The sequence below is a fragment of the Pseudomonas sp. Van50 genome, from assembly GCF_055390755.1.
This window is the reverse complement of sequence record NZ_AP024343.1, coordinates 5,871,428-5,891,683: the sequence shown is the minus strand read 5'-3', so window position 1 is coordinate 5,891,683 and position 20,256 is coordinate 5,871,428. Positions and strand designations below refer to the sequence as shown.

17 protein-coding genes are annotated in these 20,256 nt (G+C 59.5%); 7 read left to right on the top strand and 10 right to left on the bottom strand.

Going from position 1 to position 20,256, the window contains the following annotated elements; genetic code table 11:
- Positions 1-162: 162 nt before the first annotated feature.
- Positions 163-2,712 (top strand): helix-turn-helix transcriptional regulator, encoded by a 2,550-nt coding sequence (locus ACZ5M5_RS25360; RefSeq protein ID WP_464738138.1) that lies wholly within the window; start codon positions 163-165, stop codon positions 2,710-2,712.
- 332 nt (positions 2,713-3,044) lie between these two features.
- Here the strand turns inward: ACZ5M5_RS25360 and ACZ5M5_RS25355 are convergent, their stop codons facing one another.
- Together ACZ5M5_RS25355 and ACZ5M5_RS25350 are read right to left on the bottom strand one after the other, a co-directional pair.
- Positions 3,045-4,049, bottom strand: a complete 1,005-nt coding sequence (locus ACZ5M5_RS25355; protein WP_060740703.1) for a hypothetical protein — start codon at positions 4,047-4,049, stop codon at positions 3,045-3,047.
- 5 nt (positions 4,050-4,054) lie between these two features.
- Positions 4,055-4,807: a hypothetical protein gene (locus ACZ5M5_RS25350; RefSeq protein ID WP_060740704.1), complete on the bottom strand. Its 753-nt coding sequence runs from the start codon at positions 4,805-4,807 to the stop codon at positions 4,055-4,057.
- A 558-nt stretch (positions 4,808-5,365) separates the two neighbouring features.
- Between ACZ5M5_RS25350 and ACZ5M5_RS25345 the strand changes: the two genes are divergently transcribed.
- Positions 5,366-6,067 (top strand): hypothetical protein, encoded by a 702-nt coding sequence (locus ACZ5M5_RS25345; RefSeq protein WP_464738137.1) that lies wholly within the window; start codon positions 5,366-5,368, stop codon positions 6,065-6,067.
- Here ACZ5M5_RS25345 and ACZ5M5_RS25340 read toward each other — a convergent pair.
- Entirely contained in the window at positions 6,032-6,853 is an 822-nt protein-coding gene (locus ACZ5M5_RS25340) for an IclR family transcriptional regulator (RefSeq protein WP_060740706.1), read from the bottom strand. The genes ACZ5M5_RS25345 and ACZ5M5_RS25340 overlap by 36 nt on opposite strands.
- A 152-nt stretch (positions 6,854-7,005) precedes the next feature.
- Here ACZ5M5_RS25340 and hmgA point away from each other — a divergent pair, with 152 nt between their 5' ends.
- The 3 genes from hmgA to maiA are packed head-to-tail and all read left to right on the top strand — an operon-like array spanning position 7,006 to position 10,265.
- A complete protein-coding gene (gene hmgA, locus ACZ5M5_RS25335; RefSeq protein WP_060740707.1) occupies positions 7,006-8,310 on the top strand; it encodes a homogentisate 1,2-dioxygenase in 1,305 nt (434 codons plus the stop codon).
- A gap of 2 nt (positions 8,311-8,312) precedes the next feature.
- A complete protein-coding gene (gene fahA, locus ACZ5M5_RS25330) occupies positions 8,313-9,617 on the top strand; it encodes a fumarylacetoacetase (protein WP_103309547.1) in 1,305 nt (434 codons plus the stop codon).
- Positions 9,618-9,629: 12 nt separating this feature from the next.
- Positions 9,630-10,265, top strand: a complete 636-nt coding sequence (gene maiA / locus ACZ5M5_RS25325) for a maleylacetoacetate isomerase (protein WP_103309548.1) — start codon at positions 9,630-9,632, stop codon at positions 10,263-10,265.
- 162 nt (positions 10,266-10,427) lie between these two features.
- Here maiA and ACZ5M5_RS25320 read toward each other — a convergent pair whose 3' ends face one another.
- A complete protein-coding gene (locus tag ACZ5M5_RS25320; protein WP_060740710.1) occupies positions 10,428-11,231 on the bottom strand; it encodes a SirB1 family protein in 804 nt (267 codons plus the stop codon).
- A gap of 187 nt (positions 11,232-11,418) precedes the next feature.
- Here ACZ5M5_RS25320 and ACZ5M5_RS25315 point away from each other — a divergent pair, with 187 nt between their 5' ends.
- Positions 11,419-12,438: a Glu/Leu/Phe/Val dehydrogenase family protein gene (locus ACZ5M5_RS25315; protein WP_060740711.1), complete on the top strand. Its 1,020-nt coding sequence runs from the start codon at positions 11,419-11,421 to the stop codon at positions 12,436-12,438.
- Between the two features lie 138 nt (positions 12,439-12,576).
- On the opposite strand, the gene glyA is transcribed toward ACZ5M5_RS25315, so the two are convergent.
- The 5 genes from glyA to ACZ5M5_RS25290 all read right to left on the bottom strand — a co-directional run bounded on the left by glyA (position 12,577) and on the right by ACZ5M5_RS25290 (position 18,009).
- Positions 12,577-13,815 (bottom strand): serine hydroxymethyltransferase, encoded by a 1,239-nt coding sequence (gene glyA / locus ACZ5M5_RS25310; protein ID WP_060740712.1) that lies wholly within the window; start codon positions 13,813-13,815, stop codon positions 12,577-12,579.
- Between the two features lie 12 nt (positions 13,816-13,827).
- Complete coding sequence (gene thrC, locus ACZ5M5_RS25305) at positions 13,828-15,081, bottom strand: threonine synthase (protein WP_060740713.1); 1,254 nt, start codon at positions 15,079-15,081, stop codon at positions 13,828-13,830.
- A 94-nt stretch (positions 15,082-15,175) separates the two neighbouring features.
- Positions 15,176-15,607 carry a Rid family detoxifying hydrolase gene (locus tag ACZ5M5_RS25300; RefSeq protein ID WP_060740714.1) on the bottom strand — a complete coding sequence of 144 codons (432 nt, stop codon included), beginning with the start codon at positions 15,605-15,607 and terminating at the stop codon, positions 15,176-15,178.
- A gap of 27 nt (positions 15,608-15,634) precedes the next feature.
- Complete coding sequence (locus tag ACZ5M5_RS25295) at positions 15,635-16,807, bottom strand: NAD(P)/FAD-dependent oxidoreductase (RefSeq protein ID WP_464738136.1); 1,173 nt, start codon at positions 16,805-16,807, stop codon at positions 15,635-15,637.
- The gene (locus ACZ5M5_RS25290) at positions 16,804-18,009 is read right to left on the bottom strand and encodes a benzoate/H(+) symporter BenE family transporter (protein WP_060740716.1); all 1,206 of its coding nucleotides are present in this window, start codon (positions 18,007-18,009) and stop codon (positions 16,804-16,806) included. Before ACZ5M5_RS25290 ends, ACZ5M5_RS25295 begins: the two co-directional genes overlap by 4 nt.
- A gap of 342 nt (positions 18,010-18,351) precedes the next feature.
- Here ACZ5M5_RS25290 and ACZ5M5_RS25285 point away from each other — a divergent pair, with 342 nt between their 5' ends.
- Positions 18,352-19,743, top strand: a complete 1,392-nt coding sequence (locus ACZ5M5_RS25285; protein ID WP_060740717.1) for an aminotransferase-like domain-containing protein — start codon at positions 18,352-18,354, stop codon at positions 19,741-19,743.
- A gap of 74 nt (positions 19,744-19,817) precedes the next feature.
- Here ACZ5M5_RS25285 and ACZ5M5_RS25280 read toward each other — a convergent pair whose 3' ends face one another.
- Positions 19,818-20,078, bottom strand: a complete 261-nt coding sequence (locus tag ACZ5M5_RS25280; RefSeq protein ID WP_003205410.1) for a YebG family protein — start codon at positions 20,076-20,078, stop codon at positions 19,818-19,820.
- Positions 20,079-20,256: the final 178 nt, after the last annotated feature.

Here is a 20,256-nt window from a genome sequence, read left to right as displayed (position 1 = left end):
TCCTTTCCCCACAAGGTTGTGCCTGACTTGATAATCGTGATCGACCGGCAGCCCCTCTGCCGGTCGTTTTTTTATGGGCGACAATCAGCGCGCTGAATACTTCTCCAAAGGTCGGCGACACAGGACTAGGGTGGTGAGATAACAATAAACAGGATCACCCACATGACCGCCATGACTCCGTGTCCGGACCGTCCAGGATTGCTGCCTCGCCTGTCCTCGACACATCTGCCGCGGCGGTCCCTGAGCGAGCCGCTGCTGGCTTCCGAGGCGCGGGTCAAACTGCTCTGTGCGCCGGCGGGCAGCGGCAAGAGTGCGTTGTTCGCCGAGTGCTTCCTGCAAGCGCCCAGCGACTGTCGGCTGCATTGGTTGCCTTTGGGGGGCGTGGCGTTAAGCGCGGTGCAAATGTGCGAGCACCTGGCGCAGACCCTCGGGCTGCCGATGCTGGACGAAGCGGGTTTGTTGGCCCACCTGGCGCGTTTGCAAACCCCCACCTGGTTATTCCTGGACGACTATTGCCGGGTGCCGAATCCCGAGCTGGACCAACTGCTCGACCGTTTGTTGAACACCAGCAGCCCGGCATTGCACCTGTGGTTGAATGGCCGCCGCCGCCCCCACTGCAACTGGCCGCGACTGTTGCTCGATGACGAACTGCACGAGTTTGATCCGCAGGCGTTGTTCTTCACCCCTGATGATGTCCAGCCACTGCTTCGTCATCTGCCCGGCCCCCAGGCTGCCCGCACGGCTCGCGAGGTGATTCAGCGCAATGGTGGCTGGTGTGCCGGTGTGCGCATCACCCTGCTCGAGCGCTGCGAATGGGCGCGCAGTCATGCGACACCGGGGCGGCCGGGGACCTTGCTCGACTACCTGGAGTACGAACTGTTCAGCACGCTGACCCCAGACCTGGCACAGGCCTGGCGCGTGCTGGCGCATCTGCCGCGGTTCAATGCCCGGCTGTGCGAGCACTTGTTCGGCGACACGGTGGGCGCCCAATGCCTGCCGTTGTTGCTGGAGTTGGGGTGTTTCATCGAGCCGTGGGAGCAGACCTCGGATTGGTTGCAAATCTTCCCGGCCCTGGCCCGGTTGGTGCGCGAAGAGCCCTGGTCCCAGGGGCGCTCCTGGCATCGCCGGGCCTGCCAGTGGTTTGCCGCCGAGCAGGACTGGCAAATGGCGTTCGAGCAAGCCATGTTGGCCGAGGAGTTCGAGACCGCGGTCAGTTTCTTGCAGCATTTGAGTTTCGAGCACGTCTTGCAGCGCCGTAACGTGGTGCTGTTGCTGAGCTTGCACGATCAACAAGGCGAAGCGCTGACCCTTGATACGCCGCAGTCGGTGGGGCTGGTCACCGCCGCGCTGTTGTTCGCCGGACGCTTCGATGAGGCGTCGACATGCATCGAGCAACTGGCCAGGTTTCTGCCGCAGCCTTCGGCCTGTCGGCAGCGACAGGTGCTGGCCAGGTGGCTGGTTTTGCGCGGCTGGTTGCTGCACCTCTCGGGCGATGGCGAACCGGCGCGTGAACATTTCCTCCAGGCCCAGGCCAGCCTGGACCCCGAGGCCTGGTCCCAACGGGTGCTGTGCCTGGGTGGGCTGACGCAGCAGGCGCTGCTGGCCGGCGAACTGGCCTCGGCCCAATGGATCAACCGCCAGGCGTTATGCCTGGCGCGTGCGCAGGGTTCGCTGGTCTTTGAAGGATTGCTGGAACTGGACCACGCCCAGGTCCTGGAGCAACGCGGCGCGCCGCATCGGGCCGATCATTTGCTGGCCGCTGTCCAGGCACTGCTGGATAAACCGGGCCAGGACTTTTCTGCGCTGTTGGGACGGATTGCCTTGCGGCGCGGGCGCCTGGCGTTGCGCATGGGGTTTGAGGAACGGGCCGCCGAGCACTTTCAAACAGGCTTGGAAACGGGCCTGCACAGCCAGGACAAACAGGTGCTCTATGGCTTTCTCGGCAAGGCCTGCCTGGCTGCCAACCAGGGCGACTACGGCGAGGCCTTCATGCACCTGCGCGATGCCGAGCGGGTCATGCAGCAGCGCCACATTCCCGACACCGTTTACCGTGGCGTGTTGTTGCAAACCAGCTGCCAGTTCTGGTTGCAACAGGGGCGGGCGGAACTGGCCCATGAAGCCTTGACCCGCGTCTTGCGGCATTTTCGCGGACCCCAGGCCAAGCACGCGCCTCCCGCGACCCTGGAACTGATTGCGCGACTTGAATACCTGCTGGTGCTGGCCGAAGTCTACTTGCAGCGGGCGCAGGCGCCACAGGCGCGCCTGCAGGCCATGATCGCCCAGGCGCAGCACGGTGAAATGCACAGCCTGGAAGCCGAACTGCACCTGGTGCTGACGGAGGTCGTCTGGTTGTCCGGCGATCGTGCCCAGGCCCGCGCACTGCTGCAAGAGGGGCTCAAGCGAGTCACGTGCTGGCGGGCCCAGCAAGCGTTGTGCGAACTGCGCTTGCGCCAGCCCGAACTGTTGCGCTGGGGCCAATCGGCAGAACAGGCCGAGTCGCCTGTCACCGCCGAGGACACCTTGCTCAGTCATCGCGAGCTGGAGGTCCTGGAGCTGATTGCCCAAGGGCATTCAAACCAGCAGATTGCCGAACAGTTGTTCATCTCGTTGCACACGGTGAAAACCCATGCGCGTCGCATCCACAGCAAGTTGGGTGTGCAACGACGTACCCAGGCGGTGGCAAAAGCCAAGGGCATGGGGGTGATGGGGTAGCGGCAATGAGTGATTTGAAACCTAAGGAAGCTCTGAAAAAAACCGCATGTTAAGAAGTGAAAGGTCTGTAACCTGCTAGGTTACTGGGCTTTATCTTTTGGAGGGGAGCTTTTTTCGGCCATCCTTAGTGAAGGCGTAATTCATGTTTCAAGTTGGACTATGGGCTTTTTATTTGGTTCTATAATAGAAGGATTGCCTAAAGCTAACTTGAAGGATTTTGGGTTGAAGTTGGTGTGCAAAACATTGTTTAGGGTTGGGTTGTAAGCGTTGGCTAGGATAATAGCTGCTCTCGCCTTGCTCTTTTTTGTATAGGAGGTTGTTATAGGTCTAAGTTAGTTTTTGATGCGTTTGGAGATGCAACTGTCAATGTCGGTGATTTTGTCAATGCCACAGCTTGAAGTGTTTTTTATTGTTGATAGGCACTTTTCGCGCTCTTGAAAATTTGGGTTTTCTTCATATTTTATACAGGTGCTTATTTGTGGGATGATTATGCTCGCCTCTCCTTTTTTTGGAGTGTTGTTGGATGGGTTGTATTTTTTGCTGAATTCAGTGCATATTTTTTTTGTTGTGATTTCTTGGCCGCACAAGTTGATAATGCATTGATCTTGTTGAGATTTTAAGTTAATGCAGTCGTTTCGGGCTTCGGTTGTTTTGGCTTTGTCATGTTCGGATTTTGTTTGTTTATCTTTGGCCAATTGTTCGTTCTCTTTTTTTTGAATCTCTCCCTGAACAATTGCTTCCCCTATGCTGTTCCATTCTCTGGACTCTGGTTTCGTGCCGATCTCGCTAGGGTTAAGTTTATTGAGTTTGGTGAAGCTCGGTTGAGGTGTCTCTTCAGAGGTTGCGGCGTCTAGCTTTTCAAACTTACGTTCTAAAGCTGCTGAGCGGTCAGCATCGCTCTGTTCCACTTCTTTGAAATGTTCGGCTAAGCTTTTTTTCTGTGCGGATTTCGCAGTGGTCTCTTCGGAGTTTTCATCTGCTTCCTTGATTTGATCTGCTAAAGAAACTTTAGTGGCGGGTTGCTTTAGTTCTTTTGTTGATTCATTTGTTGCGCACCAAGCGTATGTGACACCTTTACAGAACCAATAGCCTCTGCGGTTCTGTTTGCAGTCTGGGGCCTGTTTTTCAGTGGCGATTTTCACACATCCGTATGAGCTTATGGCGTTCTCGATGGCGCTTTGGCTAGGGTATGCGGCATTCCTTCTCGCTAAGTTGAGATCTTTTTCTCCAACTATCTGAGCCTCTCCATACACAGGGGTTGCGGCGCTGGCTATCTGAACGTGTGTGGTCAGCACGATAGCCGCTAAAAGTGAAGTGGAATATTTATGCATCAACATAGTTGCTACATCTCGGATATTAGTTGAGTGGTCCGTTCATAATACTTTCCTGTCTTGCCGTATTTTGCGAGGTATTTCTTAAGGTAGATCATTGCTTTTTTTGACTCGCCAGACATTTTCAGTGATTTGGCATAGTAATAGTAAAAGTCCTCGGGCAGATCCTGTTGACGGCGCTCAAGCATGGAAAAATACAGGAGTGACTCTTTGTATGAGTTGTTTTCGATTAGATTGGCAATTTTCTTCAAGATGATTTGTTGTGCGGTTTCATCATCAAGGTCGGCATATGGATCGCTGTCGATAAAAGAAAAATAACCATCGGTATAATTCAGCGCCTCGCCTACGGTAGAGGGCGGTAGTTCCCTTTTGGAAGAGATTTGTAAAACGCAATTATCACTCTTGGGGATTTCGTCAGAAGAGAAGTAAAAATCAAGGTAGTATTCATTCCATCTTTCGTTGGCATTATTTAGCATGGGTAGTACTGATTGTTGTACGTTTGAGATGTGCAGTAAGGTTGTATTTTCTTTGAGGCGCTGCAGGTGGTCGCAGCTAATAATAAAGCCTCTGGGGTCTGTGGATGAGCTTTCTATTGTGTGGCGATACACATTATATTTATCGCGAAAAACTTCTAGCTGTATTTCCTTGTTGACTTTAATTGCCAAGGAGGGGGGGAGGTCTTTGATTGACGTGTCTAGAGGGAGCTCTTGGCCAAGTGCGCTTAGTGAAAATAGTAGCGTTGATGTCAGAAATATTTTATTCATGGGTTCCTTTTGGCTATGTTTTAATCTTTGCTATTAGTGTTGTTTGATTTATTGATTTTGTGCAGTTGACGCTGTATGGGTGAATCCTACTCCGCTCTTCATAGTTACGCCAATTTTTAAGTGGAACAAAAAATCCTTTAGAAAACTCTGAAGAAGGCGTCCTGCATTTGGCAGAATAGCCTGACGCCACCCGCCGAGTTTTCCGATGAGCCAGACCCAGCGATGGAAGAGGCGCTGTACGAGACCACGATTCTGCGTCAGTTCGCTAGGCTGATCAATGCGCACAACTCGACCAACAGTAGTTTTTGATCGACTCACCATTTTTTAAATCGGCGGAGGCTGAAGGCAGCCAGAATACATGGCTACTTCAGACCATCCCTAACGCACGCTTACACTTGCCTTTTTTACAGTCGGGCGCTGGTCTGTGTATAACGGCCTGACTGAAGTTCAACTCTCAAGTTGCCGCTTCAGTTGACCGGATGCCATGTTGTTGCATCGCGCACCCCCCATAACGGCTTGAACAGGAAGTTCGAGCCCATGAAATGACAAGGATGTCTTATGAATACCCCGTTGTTTTCTTCTCACTCCGAAAGACTGCTAGCACTGAAAAACACGCGCGTGGATTTTGCCGTGCAGGTGCTATTGGATCATTACCTGGAGCCATTGGACGTCAACCCATTCACGGCCTATGTGAACACGTTGATGGACTTCCCCAAACTCGAAACAGGAATTTCTCGAACGTTATTCGAGGAAACGCTGGCCTGGGTTGAAAAGCAAAGTCTGCCAACCTATACACAAGGAATCAGTAATGTGTTCAGCAGGCGTTATTCCTTTGCTGCCGAAGATCGGCTAAAGACCCTGGACTTGATCGCCTTTGAAAAAATCGTCATAGACATCGTTGCAAGTTTGACGGAAAAACCTGCAATCGATTTATCCCCGCACCCCCTCAGGCCATTGACCGCCGAGGATGTTCATGGGGCTTTGAAAGTTCATGCACCCAACATCTATCCAGAGGGCGTGTATGTGACCAGTTTTATTGACCATGGCCTCGGCAGGCGCATGGTGTTGTCTTCCGAGAGGCTGGTTGAGTATCTACTGGGTCATTTCAAGAACGATGTGATTCCCTTCCATTCGAAGGGCAGCCAGCAAGGCATTTATACCGTCGGCTTCAGCGGCGAAGAGCGCCACCTCCATCCGCAACTGATCATCCCGCATCTCAATGATCTAGTGATCAGGATTGTCCCGGATTTCCTGGGCTGATCCTGGACCCGCCTCATACCCCATCCGCCAACTCACGGCCCGGGTCGCCGCCAACAGTCGTTGCGCCGCCGGGCCGTTTTCGTCGGCGTGGAACAGCGAGGTCGGGCCGACGACGGTCATCACAGCCTTTACTTCGCCGACCGCATTGAAGACCGGGGCGGACAAGGCGTCCACGCCCGGCATCAGCAAACCGTGCACATGGTGCAGGCCACGGCGGCGAATCTGCTCGCACAGGGTGGCATAGGCGCGATCATCGGCCAGGGCGTGGTGCTCGGTGTCTCGCACTTCCTGCTCGCGCAGGCCGATCGTCTCGCGCGCTGGCAGATAGGCGCTGAACACCAGCCCCGTGGACGAGCTGAGCAGCGGCAACACCGAGCCCAGTTGCGTCACCACGGTCACGGCCCGCACGGCGGGTTCGATACGCACCACGGTCGCGCCATGGTTGCCCCACACCGCCAGGAAGCAGGTTTCGTTCAAGTCATCGCGCAACTCGGCCAGGGGCAGGGCGGCCACTTGCAGCACGTCCATGCCGTTCAACGCGGCCAGGCCCACGCGCAGGGCCTCGCGGCCCAGGCCGTAGTGGTTGGTGGCGGTGTTCTGCTCGGCGAACCCGCTGGCGATCAAGGCCTGCAAGTAGCGATGGACCTTGCTCGCCGGCATCTGCACGTGCTCGGCCAGGCGCGACAGGGACGTGGAGGGGGAGAGTTCGGCCAGGGCCTTGAGAATGTCGGTGCCGACTTCGGCCGAGCGGACTTTCTGTTTACCGTTGCTGAGCGGGGTTTCCATGGAGGCGCAGGGTCCAGAGGCGAATGGGCGTCTTTATAGCTTGACGGTCGCTGTCGAGCAAATTACGTTATGCGTAATTGAATTACGATAAAAATAACCCGGTGCGCCTCAACCACTCCATTGAGTGACAGGCCGCAGTCCCAGGAGGCTCCATGAACCTCGATTCCACCATGTCGGACCTGGCTTACCAGTCAGGCTTGGGCAACGAATTTGCCAGCGAAGCCTTGCCCGGCGCCTTGCCCATCGGCCAGAACTCCCCGCAGAAAGCCCCGTACGGTCTCTACGCCGAGTTGTTTTCTGGCACGGCGTTCACCATGGCCCGCAGCGAAGCGCGGCGTACCTGGATGTATCGCATCCGGCCGTCGGCCAATCACCCGGCCTTCACCAGGCTCGAACGGCAATTGGCGGGTGGCCCGCTGGGTGAGGTCACGCCCAATCGCCTGCGCTGGAACCCGCTGGACATTCCCGCCGAGCCCACCGATTTCCTCGACGGGCTGGTGTGCATGGCGGCCAATGCCGGCGCGGACAAGCCAGCCGGCGTCAGCCTTTATCACTACCGGGCCAACCGCTCCATGGAGCGGGTGTTTTTCAATGCCGACGGTGAGTGGTTGATCGTGCCGCAACTGGGACGGCTGCGGATCGCCACCGAACTGGGCGTACTGGAACTGGCCCCGCTGGAAATCGCCGTGCTGCCCCGGGGCCTGAAATTTCGCGTTGAACTGCTCGACCCGCAGGCCCGGGGTTACCTCGCCGAAAACCATGGCGCGCCGCTGCGCCTGCCGGACCTGGGGCCCATCGGCAGCAACGGTTTGGCGAACCCGCGGGACTTCCTGACGCCGGTCGCCCGTTACGAAAACCTCGCGCAACCGACCACCCTGGTGCAGAAATTCCTCGGTGAGCTGTGGGGTTGCGAGCTGGATCATTCGCCTCTTGACGTGGTGGCCTGGCACGGCAACAACGTGCCGTACAAGTATGACCTGCGCCGTTTCAACACGATTGGCACGGTCAGCTTCGATCACCCGGATCCGTCGATTTTCACCGTGCTGACCTCGCCCACCAGCGTCCACGGCTTGGCCAACCTCGATTTCGTGATTTTCCCGCCCCGTTGGATGGTGGCGGAAAACACCTTCCGTCCGCCGTGGTTCCACCGCAACCTGATGAACGAATTCATGGGCCTGATCCAGGGCGCCTACGATGCCAAGGCCGAAGGTTTCCTGCCGGGCGGTACGTCCTTGCACAGTTGCATGAGCGCCCATGGCCCGGACGGCGAGACCTGCACCAAGGCGATCAACGCTGATCTTCAGCCGGCGAAAATCGACAACACCATGGCCTTCATGTTCGAGACCAGCCAGGTCTTGCGCCCAAGCCGTTTCGCCCTGGACTGTCCGCAACTGCAAACCGACTACGATGCTTGTTGGGCCTCGCTGCCTGTCACGTTCGACCCGACCCGGAGATAACCATGACTCAAAGTTCCCCTGCCCGTAGCTGGGTCGCCAGTGCCAACGGCCACGCCGACTTCCCGTTGCAGAACCTGCCATTGGGTGTCTTCAGCGTCGATGGCGGTGCCTTGCGCTGCGGCGTGGCGATTGGCGAGCGGATTTTCGATCTGCAGGTGGCGCTGCAAGCGGGCTTGTTTGATGGCGCGGCGCAACAAGCCGTCGAAGCCATGGCCGGCGGCCAGTTGAATGGTTTTTTCGACCTGGGCCGCAGCGCCCGGGTTGCCCTGCGTGAACGACTGCTGGAACTGTTGCGCGAAGACAGTCCGTTGCGCGGCAAGGTCGAAGCGCTGGAGGCGAAGTTGCTGCTCCTCGCCGCCGACTGCCAGATGCACCTGCCGGCCAGGATCAACGATTACACCGATTTCTACGTGGGTATCGAACACGCGCAGAATGTCGGCAAGCTGTTTCGCCCCGACAATCCATTGCTGCCCAACTACAAATACGTGCCCATCGGTTACCACGGTCGCGCTTCGACCATTCGCCCGTCCGGCACCGACGTGCGCCGTCCCAAGGGCCAGACCCTGCCGGCCGGCCAGACCGAGCCGACCTTCGGCCCGTGTGCGCGGCTGGACTATGAGCTGGAGCTGGGCATCTGGATCGGCAAGGGCAATGCGCTGGGCGAACCGATCCCCATTGGCGATGCCGCCGAGCACATTGGCGGGTTCTGCCTGCTCAACGACTGGTCGGCCCGGGATATCCAGGCCTGGGAATACCAGCCCCTGGGGCCGTTTCTGTCGAAGAGTTTCCTGACCAGCATTTCGCCATGGGTGGTCACGGCTGAGGCCCTGGAGCCGTTCCGCCGCCCGCAACCGGCCCGTCCGGAAGGCGATCCGCAACCGCTGCCGTATCTGCTGGACACGCGGGACCAGGCCGGCGGTGCCTTCGACATCGAGCTGGAGGTCCTGTTGCTGACCGAGGCCATGGTCGAGCAGAACCTGCCGGCCCAGCGCCTGACCCTGAGCAACACCCGGTACATGTACTGGACCGTGGCGCAAATGGTCGCGCACCACAGCGTCAACGGCTGCCAGTTGCAGGCCGGCGACCTGTTTGGCTCGGGCACCTTGTCGGGGCCTGAAAACCATCAATTCGGCAGCCTGCTGGAAATCACCGAGGGCGGTAAGAAACCGATCGAACTGGCGTCTGGCGAAGTGCGCCGATTCCTCGAGGACGGTGACGAAATCATCTTGCGGGCCCGTTGCCGCCGCGAGGGTTTCGCCTCTATCGGTTTTGGCGAGTGCCGGGGCAAGATCCTGCCGGCGCGTTGAGGGGGGGAGTGCATGGAACTCTATACCTACTACCGCTCCACCTCGTCCTATCGGGTGCGCATTGCGTTGGCGCTCAAGGGCCTGGATTACCAGGCCTTGCCCGTCAACCTGATCGCTGCGCCTGGGGGCGAGCATCGCCAGCCGGCCTACCTGGCGATCAACCCCCAGGGCCGGGTGCCGGCGCTGCGTACCGATGAGGGCGCGTTGCTGGTGCAATCGCCGGCCATCATCGAATACCTGGAGGAGCGTTATCCCCAGGTGCCGCTGCTCAGCGCCGACCTGGCGGTGCGCGCCCACGAGCGTGGGGTCGCCGCATTGATCGGTTGCGACATTCATCCCCTGCACAACGTCAGCGTGCTCAACCAGCTGCGGCAGTGGGGCCACGATGAAGCGCAGGTGACAGAGTGGATCGGGCATTGGATCAGCCAGGGCCTGGCGGCGGTGGAGCAGTTGATTGGCGACGACGGCTACTGCTTCGGCGCGCTGCCGGGGTTGGCGGATGTGTTCTTGATCCCGCAGTTGTACGCGGCCGAGCGGTTCAATGTGTCTTTGCAAGCGTATCCACGAATTCGTCGGGTCTCGGCGTTGGCGGCTGGGCATCCAGCGTTCCAACAGGCGCATCCGGCGAAGCAGCCGGATACCCCCTGAGGGCTCACACGGGTCTGACGACCAAGTGATCTTGTGGCGAGGGAGCTTGCTCCCGCTGGGACGCGAAGCGGCCCCAAGCTTTTTGGCGGTTGCTGCGCAACCGAGCGGGAGCAAGCTCCCTCGCCACAGGGCTGTCATCGCTCCGGAACAAAGTCCACCGGCTCAATGCACCACCGAATTCGGCGGCAAATGCCCCAGCCGCTCAGTCAGTCGGATTCGCTGGATCGGATCGTCGCTGAGCATCAGGGCATGCTCCAGGTCGAAGCGTTCGGCGTTGGGGCAATCGAGTCGCTGATACAGGCTGGCGCGGGCCAGGTAATCGGCGGCGCTGGCGTTGCCCAGTTCCAGCACCCGTTCGGCGTCGATCAGGGCCGCGATGTAATCGTCGTTCGCCAGATGCAGTTGGCGCAGGTTGCGCGACAGGCGCTGCAGCATCTGCATCGGCTCGGCGTTGACCAGGTGTTCCGCCTTGAGCAGCATGTTCGCTCCGTATTGGCGCTGTAGCAGTTCCCGGCAGTCATTGGGGTACAACCGGCGCCCACCGCACGGATCGAGCAGGTGATCGGCGCCGGGCACCTTCAACAGGAAATGCCCGGGGAAATTGACACCGACCATCGGAATTTCCAGGCCACGGGCCAGTTCCAGGGCAATCAACCCGAGGGCCAGGGGCTGCCCGCGCTTGCGTGCCAGGACTTGGTCCAGCAACGCCGCGCGTGGTCGCAGGGGAGTGAAGTCGTCTTGGGCGAAACCCAGGTCATTGAGCCGTCGCAACAAGGGCTGGCCCAGCTCGCTGACAGGCAGCATCGGCAGGCCATGGCTGACCCGCTGTTGCAGCTCCTTGAAATCCTTCAGCAAGGCCGGGACGTCGACGTCGCGATCATGTTCGGCAGCGATCCACAACGCCGCTTCGAACAGCGCCGGTGGTGAGCGGTGCAGACAGTCAAAAAAGGCTTGGCGCGGTTTCATCGAACTCTCCGGGCTATGCTCCCGTTTTAGCCCTGCCATGGATTTTCGTCCAGTCTCGAACAGCCGCTGTCACAGGTTATGCCGAAAAAGACTGACCGCCCTGGCGACTTATTCCGGCGTGCTCCAGCAATTTTCGACTGCACGCCTATACTGGCGAAACAAACAAAAGTGATTCGGGAGCCTTACGATGTTTGCTCTCATGCAAAGCTCCCGCCTTGAATCGCTGCACCTAAGCGTAGACCCGACGACCGGGTTGAAGGCGGTGATTGCTATTCATTGCAGCCGTCCCGGGCCAGCCCTGGGGGGCTGTCGTTATCTTGCCTACCCCGACGACGAAAGTGCCGTGGCAGACGCCGTGCGCCTGGCTCAAGGCATGAGCTACAAGGCGGCGCTGGCCGGCTTGCCCGTGGGCGGCGGGGTTGCGGTGATCATGCGTCCGGCCCATGTCGAGAGTCGGGCGGCGCTGTTCGAAGCCTTTGGTCGTTGCATCGAGCAATTGGACGGACGCTACATCACGGCCATCGACAGCGGCACATCGGTGGCCGACATGGATTGCATCGCCCAGCAGACCCGCCATGTCACCAGCACCACGGCCTCGGGAGACCCCGCGCCCCACGCGGCAATGGGCGTTTTTGCCGGCATTCGTGCCACCGCCATGGCCCGCCTGGGGAGCGATAACCTCGAAAGCCTGCGGGTGGCGATCCAGGGCCTGGGCAATGTCGGTTATGCCCTGGCCGAACAACTGCACGCGGCGGGTGCCGAACTGCTGGTCAGCGACATTGACCCTGGCAAGGTGCAACTGGCCATGGAGCAACTGGGCGCCCATCCGATCGCCAACGACGCCCTGCTCAGCACCCCCTGCGACATCCTCGCCCCCTGCGGCCTGGGTGGGGTGCTCAACAGCCACAGCGTGGCGCAACTGCGCTGCTCGGCCGTTGCCGGCTCGGCCCACAATCAGTTGAGCAGCCTGCAGGTGGCCGACCAGTTGGAAAGGCGCGGGATTCTTTATGCGCCGGACTACGTGATCAACTCCGGCGGGTTGATCTATGTCGCGCTGAAGCATCGCGGCGAAGAACTGTCGACGATCACCGCACATTTGTCGAAGATCGGCGCCCGGCTCACGGAAGTCTTCGCCCACGCCCAGGCGGAGAAGCGCTCACCGGCGCGGGTGGCCGATGAGTTGGCAGAGCGCCTGCTGTACCGCTGAAAATCAAAAGGAAGCAATGGGTAGCAGTGAAGCAGCCTAGCTGTGGGAGCAAGGCTTGCCCGCGATGCAGACGCCGCGATTGTTCAGGCTAATCGAGTCATCGTTCATCGCGAGCAAGCTTTGCTCCCACAGCTACAATTACCTCAGCAGGTACACCGGAAAGCATTCACACAAATGCATCACCCGGCGTCGGGTGTTATCCAGGCGTGCGGCGTTGTCCGGTTGTTCCAGCAGGTCGGCGATCAGATTCGCCACTTCGGCACATTCCGCTTCACCAAAGCCACGAGTGGTCAGCGCTGGGGTGCCGATGCGAATGCCACTGGTGACCGCCGGTTTTTGCGGATCATTGGGGATCGCGTTTTTGTTCAAGGTGATGTGGGCGCTTTCCAGCAACGCCTCGGCGTCTTTGCCGGTGATGTTCATCGAGCGCAGATCGAGCAGGAACATATGGCAGTCGGTACCGCCGGACACCACCCGCAACCCGCGCCGGGTCAGCACATCGGCCATGACCCGGGCGTTGTCGATCACCCGCTGCTGGTAATGCTTGAACCCGTCGCCCAGGGCTTCGTTGAAGGCCACGGCCTTGGCGGCAATGACATGCATCAGCGGGCCGCCCTGGTACACCGGGAAAATCGTCTTGTCGAGCAGGGCGGCGTATTGCGCCTTGGCCAGGATCAAGCCGCCGCGGGGGCCGCGCAGGGTTTTGTGGGTGGTGGAGGTGATGAAGTCGGCGATGCCCACCGGCGAGGGGTACACGCCGGCAGCGATCAACCCGGCGTAGTGCGCCATGTCCACCATCAGGTAGGCGCCGACTTCATCGCAGATCTTGCGAAAGCGCTGGAAGTCGAGGGTCCGCGAATAGGCCGAGGCCCCGGCGATGATCATTTTCGGCCGGTGTTCCCGGGCCAGGGCTTCCATTTCTTCGTAGTCGAGGGTTTCGGTTTCCGTGTCCAGGCCATAGGAAAAGGCTCGGTAGAGCTTGCCGGAAAAATTGACCGAGGCGCCGTGGGTCAGGTGGCCGCCGTGGGCCAGGGACATGCCCAGGATCGTGTCGCCGGGTTCAAGTACCGCCAGGAAAACCGCCTGGTTGGCCTGGGAGCCGGAGTGCGGCTGCACATTGACGTATTCGCAGTTGAACAACTTGCGAGCGCGTTCGATGGCCAGGTTCTCGATCTCATCGACGACCTTGCAGCCGCCGTAGTAACGCTTGCCGGGATAGCCTTCGGCGTACTTGTTGGTGAGCACGGAGCCTTGGGCCTGGAGCACTTCTTCGCTGACGTAGTTTTCCGAAGCGATCAGCTCCAGGTGGGTTTCCTGGCGATTGCGCTCGCGGTCGATCAGGCGGGCAATGGCGGGATCGAAATTTTGCAGGCTCATGGTGTGGATTCCTTAGATAAGCGCTTCGGCCGGTGGCGCAGTCACGTGATGTGGCAACACCCGTGGCTGGCTTTTGGACGAATCGGATAGAAAAATGGAGGTGTCTTTCAAACCGCTGCCGGTGATCAGGATCACGGCGGTTTGCGGTGTGTCGGGGTGCGTTTCTGCGTACTTGAGCAGGCCGGCGAAGGCGCTGGCGGCGCCGGCTTCCGGAAACACACCGGTGCTGGCGGCCAATCGGGAAGCGGCGGCGACAATGCTCGGGTCGCTGACGCAAATGAACTCGCCGTCGCTGGCGGTCACCGCGCGCATGGCCTTGAGACGATCACGCGGCAGCGCCACGTTGATGCTGCTGGCCAGGCTGGTGGGCGGCAGGCGTTCGGTTTGCTGCATCGAGCGGTCGTGGCGCCAGGCGCGGTACATGAAGTTGCTGTGCTCGGCCTGCACGCCGATCAGGCGTGGGATACGTTCGATCCAGCCCAATTGCAGCAAGTCGAAAAAGCCTTTGTAGACCGAGCCCAGGATGCAGCCGTTGCCGACGGGCACGAACACCAGGTCCGGCACCTGCCAGTTGAGTTGTTCGCACATCTCGAAGGCGACGGTCTTCTTGCCTTCGCTCATGTACGAGTTGATCCCGGTGGTGCGGTTGTACCAACCATGTTTTTCGCAAGCGTTGAGGCATTGTTCGAAGGCTTCGTCGTATTGCCCGTCGACCAGCACGATCTCCGCGCCGTAGCCTTGCATCTGCGCGAGCTTTTCGCGGGGTGCGCTCTTGGGCAGGTAAATGACGTTGTGCAAGCCCAGGCTGGCGCTCATTCCGGCCAATGCCGAAGCGGCATTGCCGGTGCTGGCCACCGCCACGGTGCGTGCACCGGACTGCATGGCGTGGGCCACGGCCAGGGCGCTGGCGCGATCCTTCAATGACCCGGTCGGTTGCCGCGATTCGTCTTTTACGAAGACTTTGATCCGGGCACCTTTGCCGAGCAGTTCCGGGCGCGAGTACAGCGGCGTATTGCCCACCAGTAACGGTGGAATGAACTGCGTCGAGCTCAACGGCATCAAGCGGTCATAGCGCCACATGCCACGGGCGTGGTCATGGGCCAGGCTGTCCCGGGACCATTCGCGCTTGAGCGTCGGGTAATCGTAAAGCGCGTCCAGGGCACCGTCGATGTTGCAATGAGGGCAGTAGTAGCTGACCTCATGGGGCTGGTAGCTTCGATCGCAAACCAGGCACTGCAATACATACTCTCTGTACGAATTTTTCATGGTCACCCTCTGAAAGTACGCTGTGCTGGTGCTTTCCTTGCCAGCGTCGATCCGGCTCACCGGACCGACGGGCACTCTGCTGACAGAAGGTGTTTCAGATCACCATGATGGCGTCGATGGCAACCAGGGTATTGCGGGCCAGCGCGCTGGCGCCGGCGGTGGTGCGGGCCGGATAGGGCTTGGTGAAGTACTCTTCCATGACGCGGTTGAGGGTCGGGAACTCACTCAAGTCAGTGATGAACGCCGTGACCTTGACCACGTTCGCCAGGGTGCCGCCCGCCGCTTCGGCCATTTGCACCAGGTTGTCGAGGGTCTGGCGCAGTTGGCCTTCGAAATCCTTGGCCAGTACTTCGTTGTTCAGCGCCGAGACCGGGGTCTGTGCCGACAGGTAGATGGTCTGCCCGTGGCTGACCTTGATGCCCTGGGAGTAGGTGCCCAGTGGCAGTGGCGCCTTGTCGGTGAAAATGACGTTCTCTTCGCCCAGGAAAGGTTTGGTGGCGGACTGGATTTGAGCGGTGGTTTGCATGGTGACGTTCCTTGTTAAGTGGATGGGTTAGTGCAAATCGGCAACCTGCTTGACGGCCAGGCTGGAAAATTCCTCGTCGCGGCAGCGGGCCGGGGAAAAGTGCTGGTAGTTGAGTTGCAGTGCCGCCAGGTCGGCCGGCATGGCGATGCCCAGCGCCGCATGACTGCACAGGCGTGCAATGGCGGGCGCGGCCTGGATGCCGTAGCCACCAAGGGCGGCGAGCCAGATAAAGCGCTCTTGCTGCGGGTCCTGGCCAAGCACCGGCGAGCGGTCGGCGACGAAGGTGCGCAGGCCCGCCCATTTATTGATGATCGAGCGGGGGCGCAGGCGCGTGGTGTTCTGCAGGCGATCCATGGTGATGGCAAGGTCAAGCTCTTCCGGCAATGCATCGCAGGGCAACGACGGGCTTTCATCGCAGGGGGAGACGATCAGGCGCCCGGCTTCAGGCTTGATGAAAATGTCCTCGTCCACCGTGCCCAGGTAGGGCGTGTGGTGCACGTCGCACTGCGGGTCGACCGCCAGCACGGTGCGCCGCAACGGCCGGACACCGACCTTGGGCACGCCGCAGCGCTCAGCGATTTCATCGGCCCAGGCCCCCGCGGCGTTGACCACGATGGCGGCTTGCAGGGACTGGCCGTCCCGGGTGTGCAAGCGCCAGTGCCCGTCACGATATTCGCCACGCAGCACTTCGGTCTCGCGCTTGACCACGCCACCACGGGCACGCAGGCCACTCAGGTAAGCCCCATGAATGCCATGCACATCCAGGTCGAAGGCGCTGGGCTCGTAGATCCCTGCGCTCCAGGCACCTTCGGCGAGGTAGGGGACCAGCTCTTGCACGTGCTTGTTGTCGAGCAGCTCGGCCGTGGGCACTTGCTCCAGCACGGCGTTGAAACGCGCTTTGAGTTTGTCCACCCGTGCCGCCTGGGCCACGATCAGTGCGCCCCGCGGCGCCCATAGCGGATGCTCGGCCAAACCCTCGGGCGGGTTCTCGAAAAAGCGTCGGGACGCACAGGTCAGCGAACGGATCTGCTGGTTGCCGTAGCTTTCCATCGAGATCGCGGCCGACCGCCCCGTGGTGTGATAAGCCAGTTGCTGTTCCTGTTCGAGCAGGCAGACGCTGCCATGGCCCGCCAGTTCATAAGCGGCTGAGACGCCGGCGATGCCGCCACCGACCACGATGAAGTCGTAACGAGCGATCATGGTCGGCTGCCCTCGGCGATAGCGGCGGCTTTGCTTTCCCGGGTGTAGGTCAGCACGAAGTGCGCCACGAGACCAAAGATCAGCCCCCAGAACGCGGCGGCCAGGCCGAGGAAGCTCATGCCCGAGGCCGTCACCAGGAAGGTGATCAGCGCAGCTTCCCGCTGCTTCTCATCGGCCATGGCCCCGGTCAGCCCGGCACTGATCGCGCCAAACAAGGCGAGGCCGGCGAGGGAGGCGATCAATTCCTTTGGCAGTGCGGAAAACACCGAGGCCAGGGTCGCGCCGAAGGTGCCCATCAGGATGTAGAACACTCCGCAGGCAATCCCGGCGATGTAGCGTTTGTCGCGGTCCTCGTGGGCTTCTCGACCGGTGCAGATCGCTGCGGTAATGGCCGCCAGGTTAAGGCCGTGGGACCCGAACGGGGCCATCAGGGCAGAGCCGATCGCGGTGACCGAAATGATCGAGCGAGCTGGCGTGTTGTAGCCCGAGGTGCGCAATACAGCCATGCCGGGCACGTACTGGCCGGTCAAGGTCACCAGCGCCAGTGGCAGGCCGATGTTGATGATCGCGTGCCAGTTCCATTGCGGTGCGATGAAGACCGGATGGGCCACGGCGATGGTGATCGAGTTGCTGTTGAGTTCACCGAACGAGGCAGCCACCGCGCAGCCGATGATCAGCACCGACAGAATGGCGTAGCGTGGTGAAAAACGCTTGAAGACCAGGTAGGCCGCGATCATCGCCAGCACCATCGCCGGTTGCAGCTTGATCGACGTGAACAGCTCGGCACCGAAGCGGAACAGGATGCCGGCGAGCATGGCGGCGGCAATGGCCTTGGGCAGGCGGCTCATCAGTTTGTCGAATGCCCCGGACAAACCGACCACGGCAATGATCACCGACGCCACCACATAGGCACCGATGGCCTGGGGCAGGGTCACGGTGGGCAGCATCGATACCAGCAATGCCGCCCCCGGTGTCGACCACGCGGTGATGACGGGGACACGCAGGCGCCAGCTCAGGAGCAGGCCGGTAATTCCGCTGCCGATGGAAATGGCCCAGATCCAGGAAGACACCACGTCATCGGGCAGGTGGGCTTCCTTGGCTGCCTGGAACACGATGATGAGCGGGCCGGCGTAGGAAATGATCACGGCGATGAAACCCGCGATGATCGCTGACAGGGATAGATCCTTTCTGAATGTGTCCATGATGTCTCGACTTGGCGCGGCAGGAGCCCGCAGTGGATGATTGAGTCGATTGCTTCGATTCGAGATCAGTGTATTTGAATGAATTGAGTTGATTCAATAGGTGGCGGGATTGTTACGAGATATTTTTCTGTCATGACGGGGTTTTTTTAGTGGTTTTTGTGGTTAATTATTTGATTTGTATGAATATTATTCTCTTTAAAAATTTATTAGTATTCCATTGATTAACGATTCAATAATCGTATCAATCGACTCAATTCGCCGGATGTGTCGAATTATTAGTTGCCTAACCTCCATGTGATATGCTCGGATATTCATCATTTCTACGATGGGCAGTGATCATTCATGTGGGTTCCCCAGCTAAGCGAGTTCAGCCAGCCGATGTATTTGTCGATTGCCGATGCGTTGGCGCGCGATATCAACAACGGCGTGCTGAACGAGGGTGATCGCTTGCCGACCTTGCGGGAGCTGGCGACTACCTTGAATGTCACGCCGGGCACCATCAGCCGGGCCTATAGCGAAGCCCATCGGCGTCGGCTGGTGCAGGGGGAAGTGGGGCGTGGCACTTATGTGCTCAACCAGAAGCAGCTGGAACTGCCGGCCAGCAACAGCGCTGCCGCGCCGTTGAACCTGGGGCAATCCGAACTGCTTGATCTTTCGATCATCAAGCCCTACAGCGAGACCCTGGAGTACTGGTTGCGCGGCGCGCTGGTGGGCATGGCCAAAAGTACCGATTTCGCGCGCGCGCTGGATTACGCGCCGGACGGCGGTCACCCGGCGCATCGTGAGGCGGGGGCTCAATGGTTGCGTCATTCATTGCCCGACGCGCAATGGCAACAAGTGGTGATTACCGCCGGGGCCCAGCATGGCTTGATGGTTGCGATGAGCGCCCTGACCAACGCCGGTGACCTGGTGCTCTGCGAGGCGCTGTGCTATCCCGGCATCATTTCCCTGGCCCACGGCCTCGAGCGTCGCCTGCGTGGCGTGCCGATGGATGACGAAGGCATCATCCCCGAAGCCTTGCGCGAACTGTGCCTGCGAGAGAAGCCGGCGATGCTGGTGTGCGTGGCGACCTGCCAGAACCCGACGGCGGCGATCATGTCGCAGAAACGTCGGGCCCAGATTGCCGCGCTGGCCGAGGAATTCGATTTCATCATCCTGGACGATGACATCTATGGCTTCCTGGCTACCGATCCGTCGATCAAGCCGTTGTCGGCCTTTGCGCCGGATCGTTCGGTGTACCTGACCAGCCTGTCGAAATCGGTCATGCCGGCGCTTCGCATCGGTTACATCTACAGCCCGCCGAAATTGCTGTCGCGCCTGACTTCGATGGTCCGCAGCAGTGTCTGGATGCCGTCGCCGTTGACGGCGCAGTTGGCCAGCAATGTGATTACCGAAGGCCTGGACAAGAAACTGATCCGCATCCAACGCAACGAGGCGGCGGGGCGGCAAGCGATCGCCCGGGAAATCTTTGCCAATTTCGAGCTCAAGACCCAGCCGTACTCCTATCACGTCTGGTTGACACTGCCCGAGCCATGGACCAGCGACGAGTTCACCATGCTTGCCCGGGCCAACGGTGTATTGGTGCTCAGCGGCACCCAGTTCCAGGCTGAGCGTTCAGGTACCACCCGGTGCGTGCGGTTGGTGTTGATGTCGCCCACCAGTCAGGACGAACTGCGCTTCGCCTTGACGAAGCTGGCGAGCCTGATCGATTCGGATCCGCGTCGTTATTACTAAAAAGATCGCAGCCTTCGGCAGCTCCTACACGGTTGTTCCATGTGGGAGCTGCCGAAGGCTGCGATCTTTTTGGGTTACTCGTCCGACGGGTTGAGCAGTTCGGACAAGGCGTCCGGCTGGCTCTTGAAAGCCTTGGCGAACACATCCCGATTCTTCGCCATGTAGATCCCGGCTTCTTCGACCTGTTGCTCGCTCAGTGATGGAACGGCTTTCTGCAACACTTCGGCCAGCAATTCGGCGAGCTCCAGCATTTTGTCATGACGGTCAGCTTCGGCTTTATCCATGAACAAGCGCTCCAGATCTCGGCTGCTGCGGTATACCACTTCGACGGCCATTCACCACCTCACATGCCTTCACATTGGTTTGTCTTTGCGACTACTGTATTTATATACAGGCAAAAGAATAAGCGAATCCTGTTGCTTTGGATAGTGGCTTTTTAATGTAGACCGATTTCGGCATGTGAGAGCGAAGCGTATGTGAGCAAAGCTTGTGTGGGAGCAAAGCTTGCTCGCG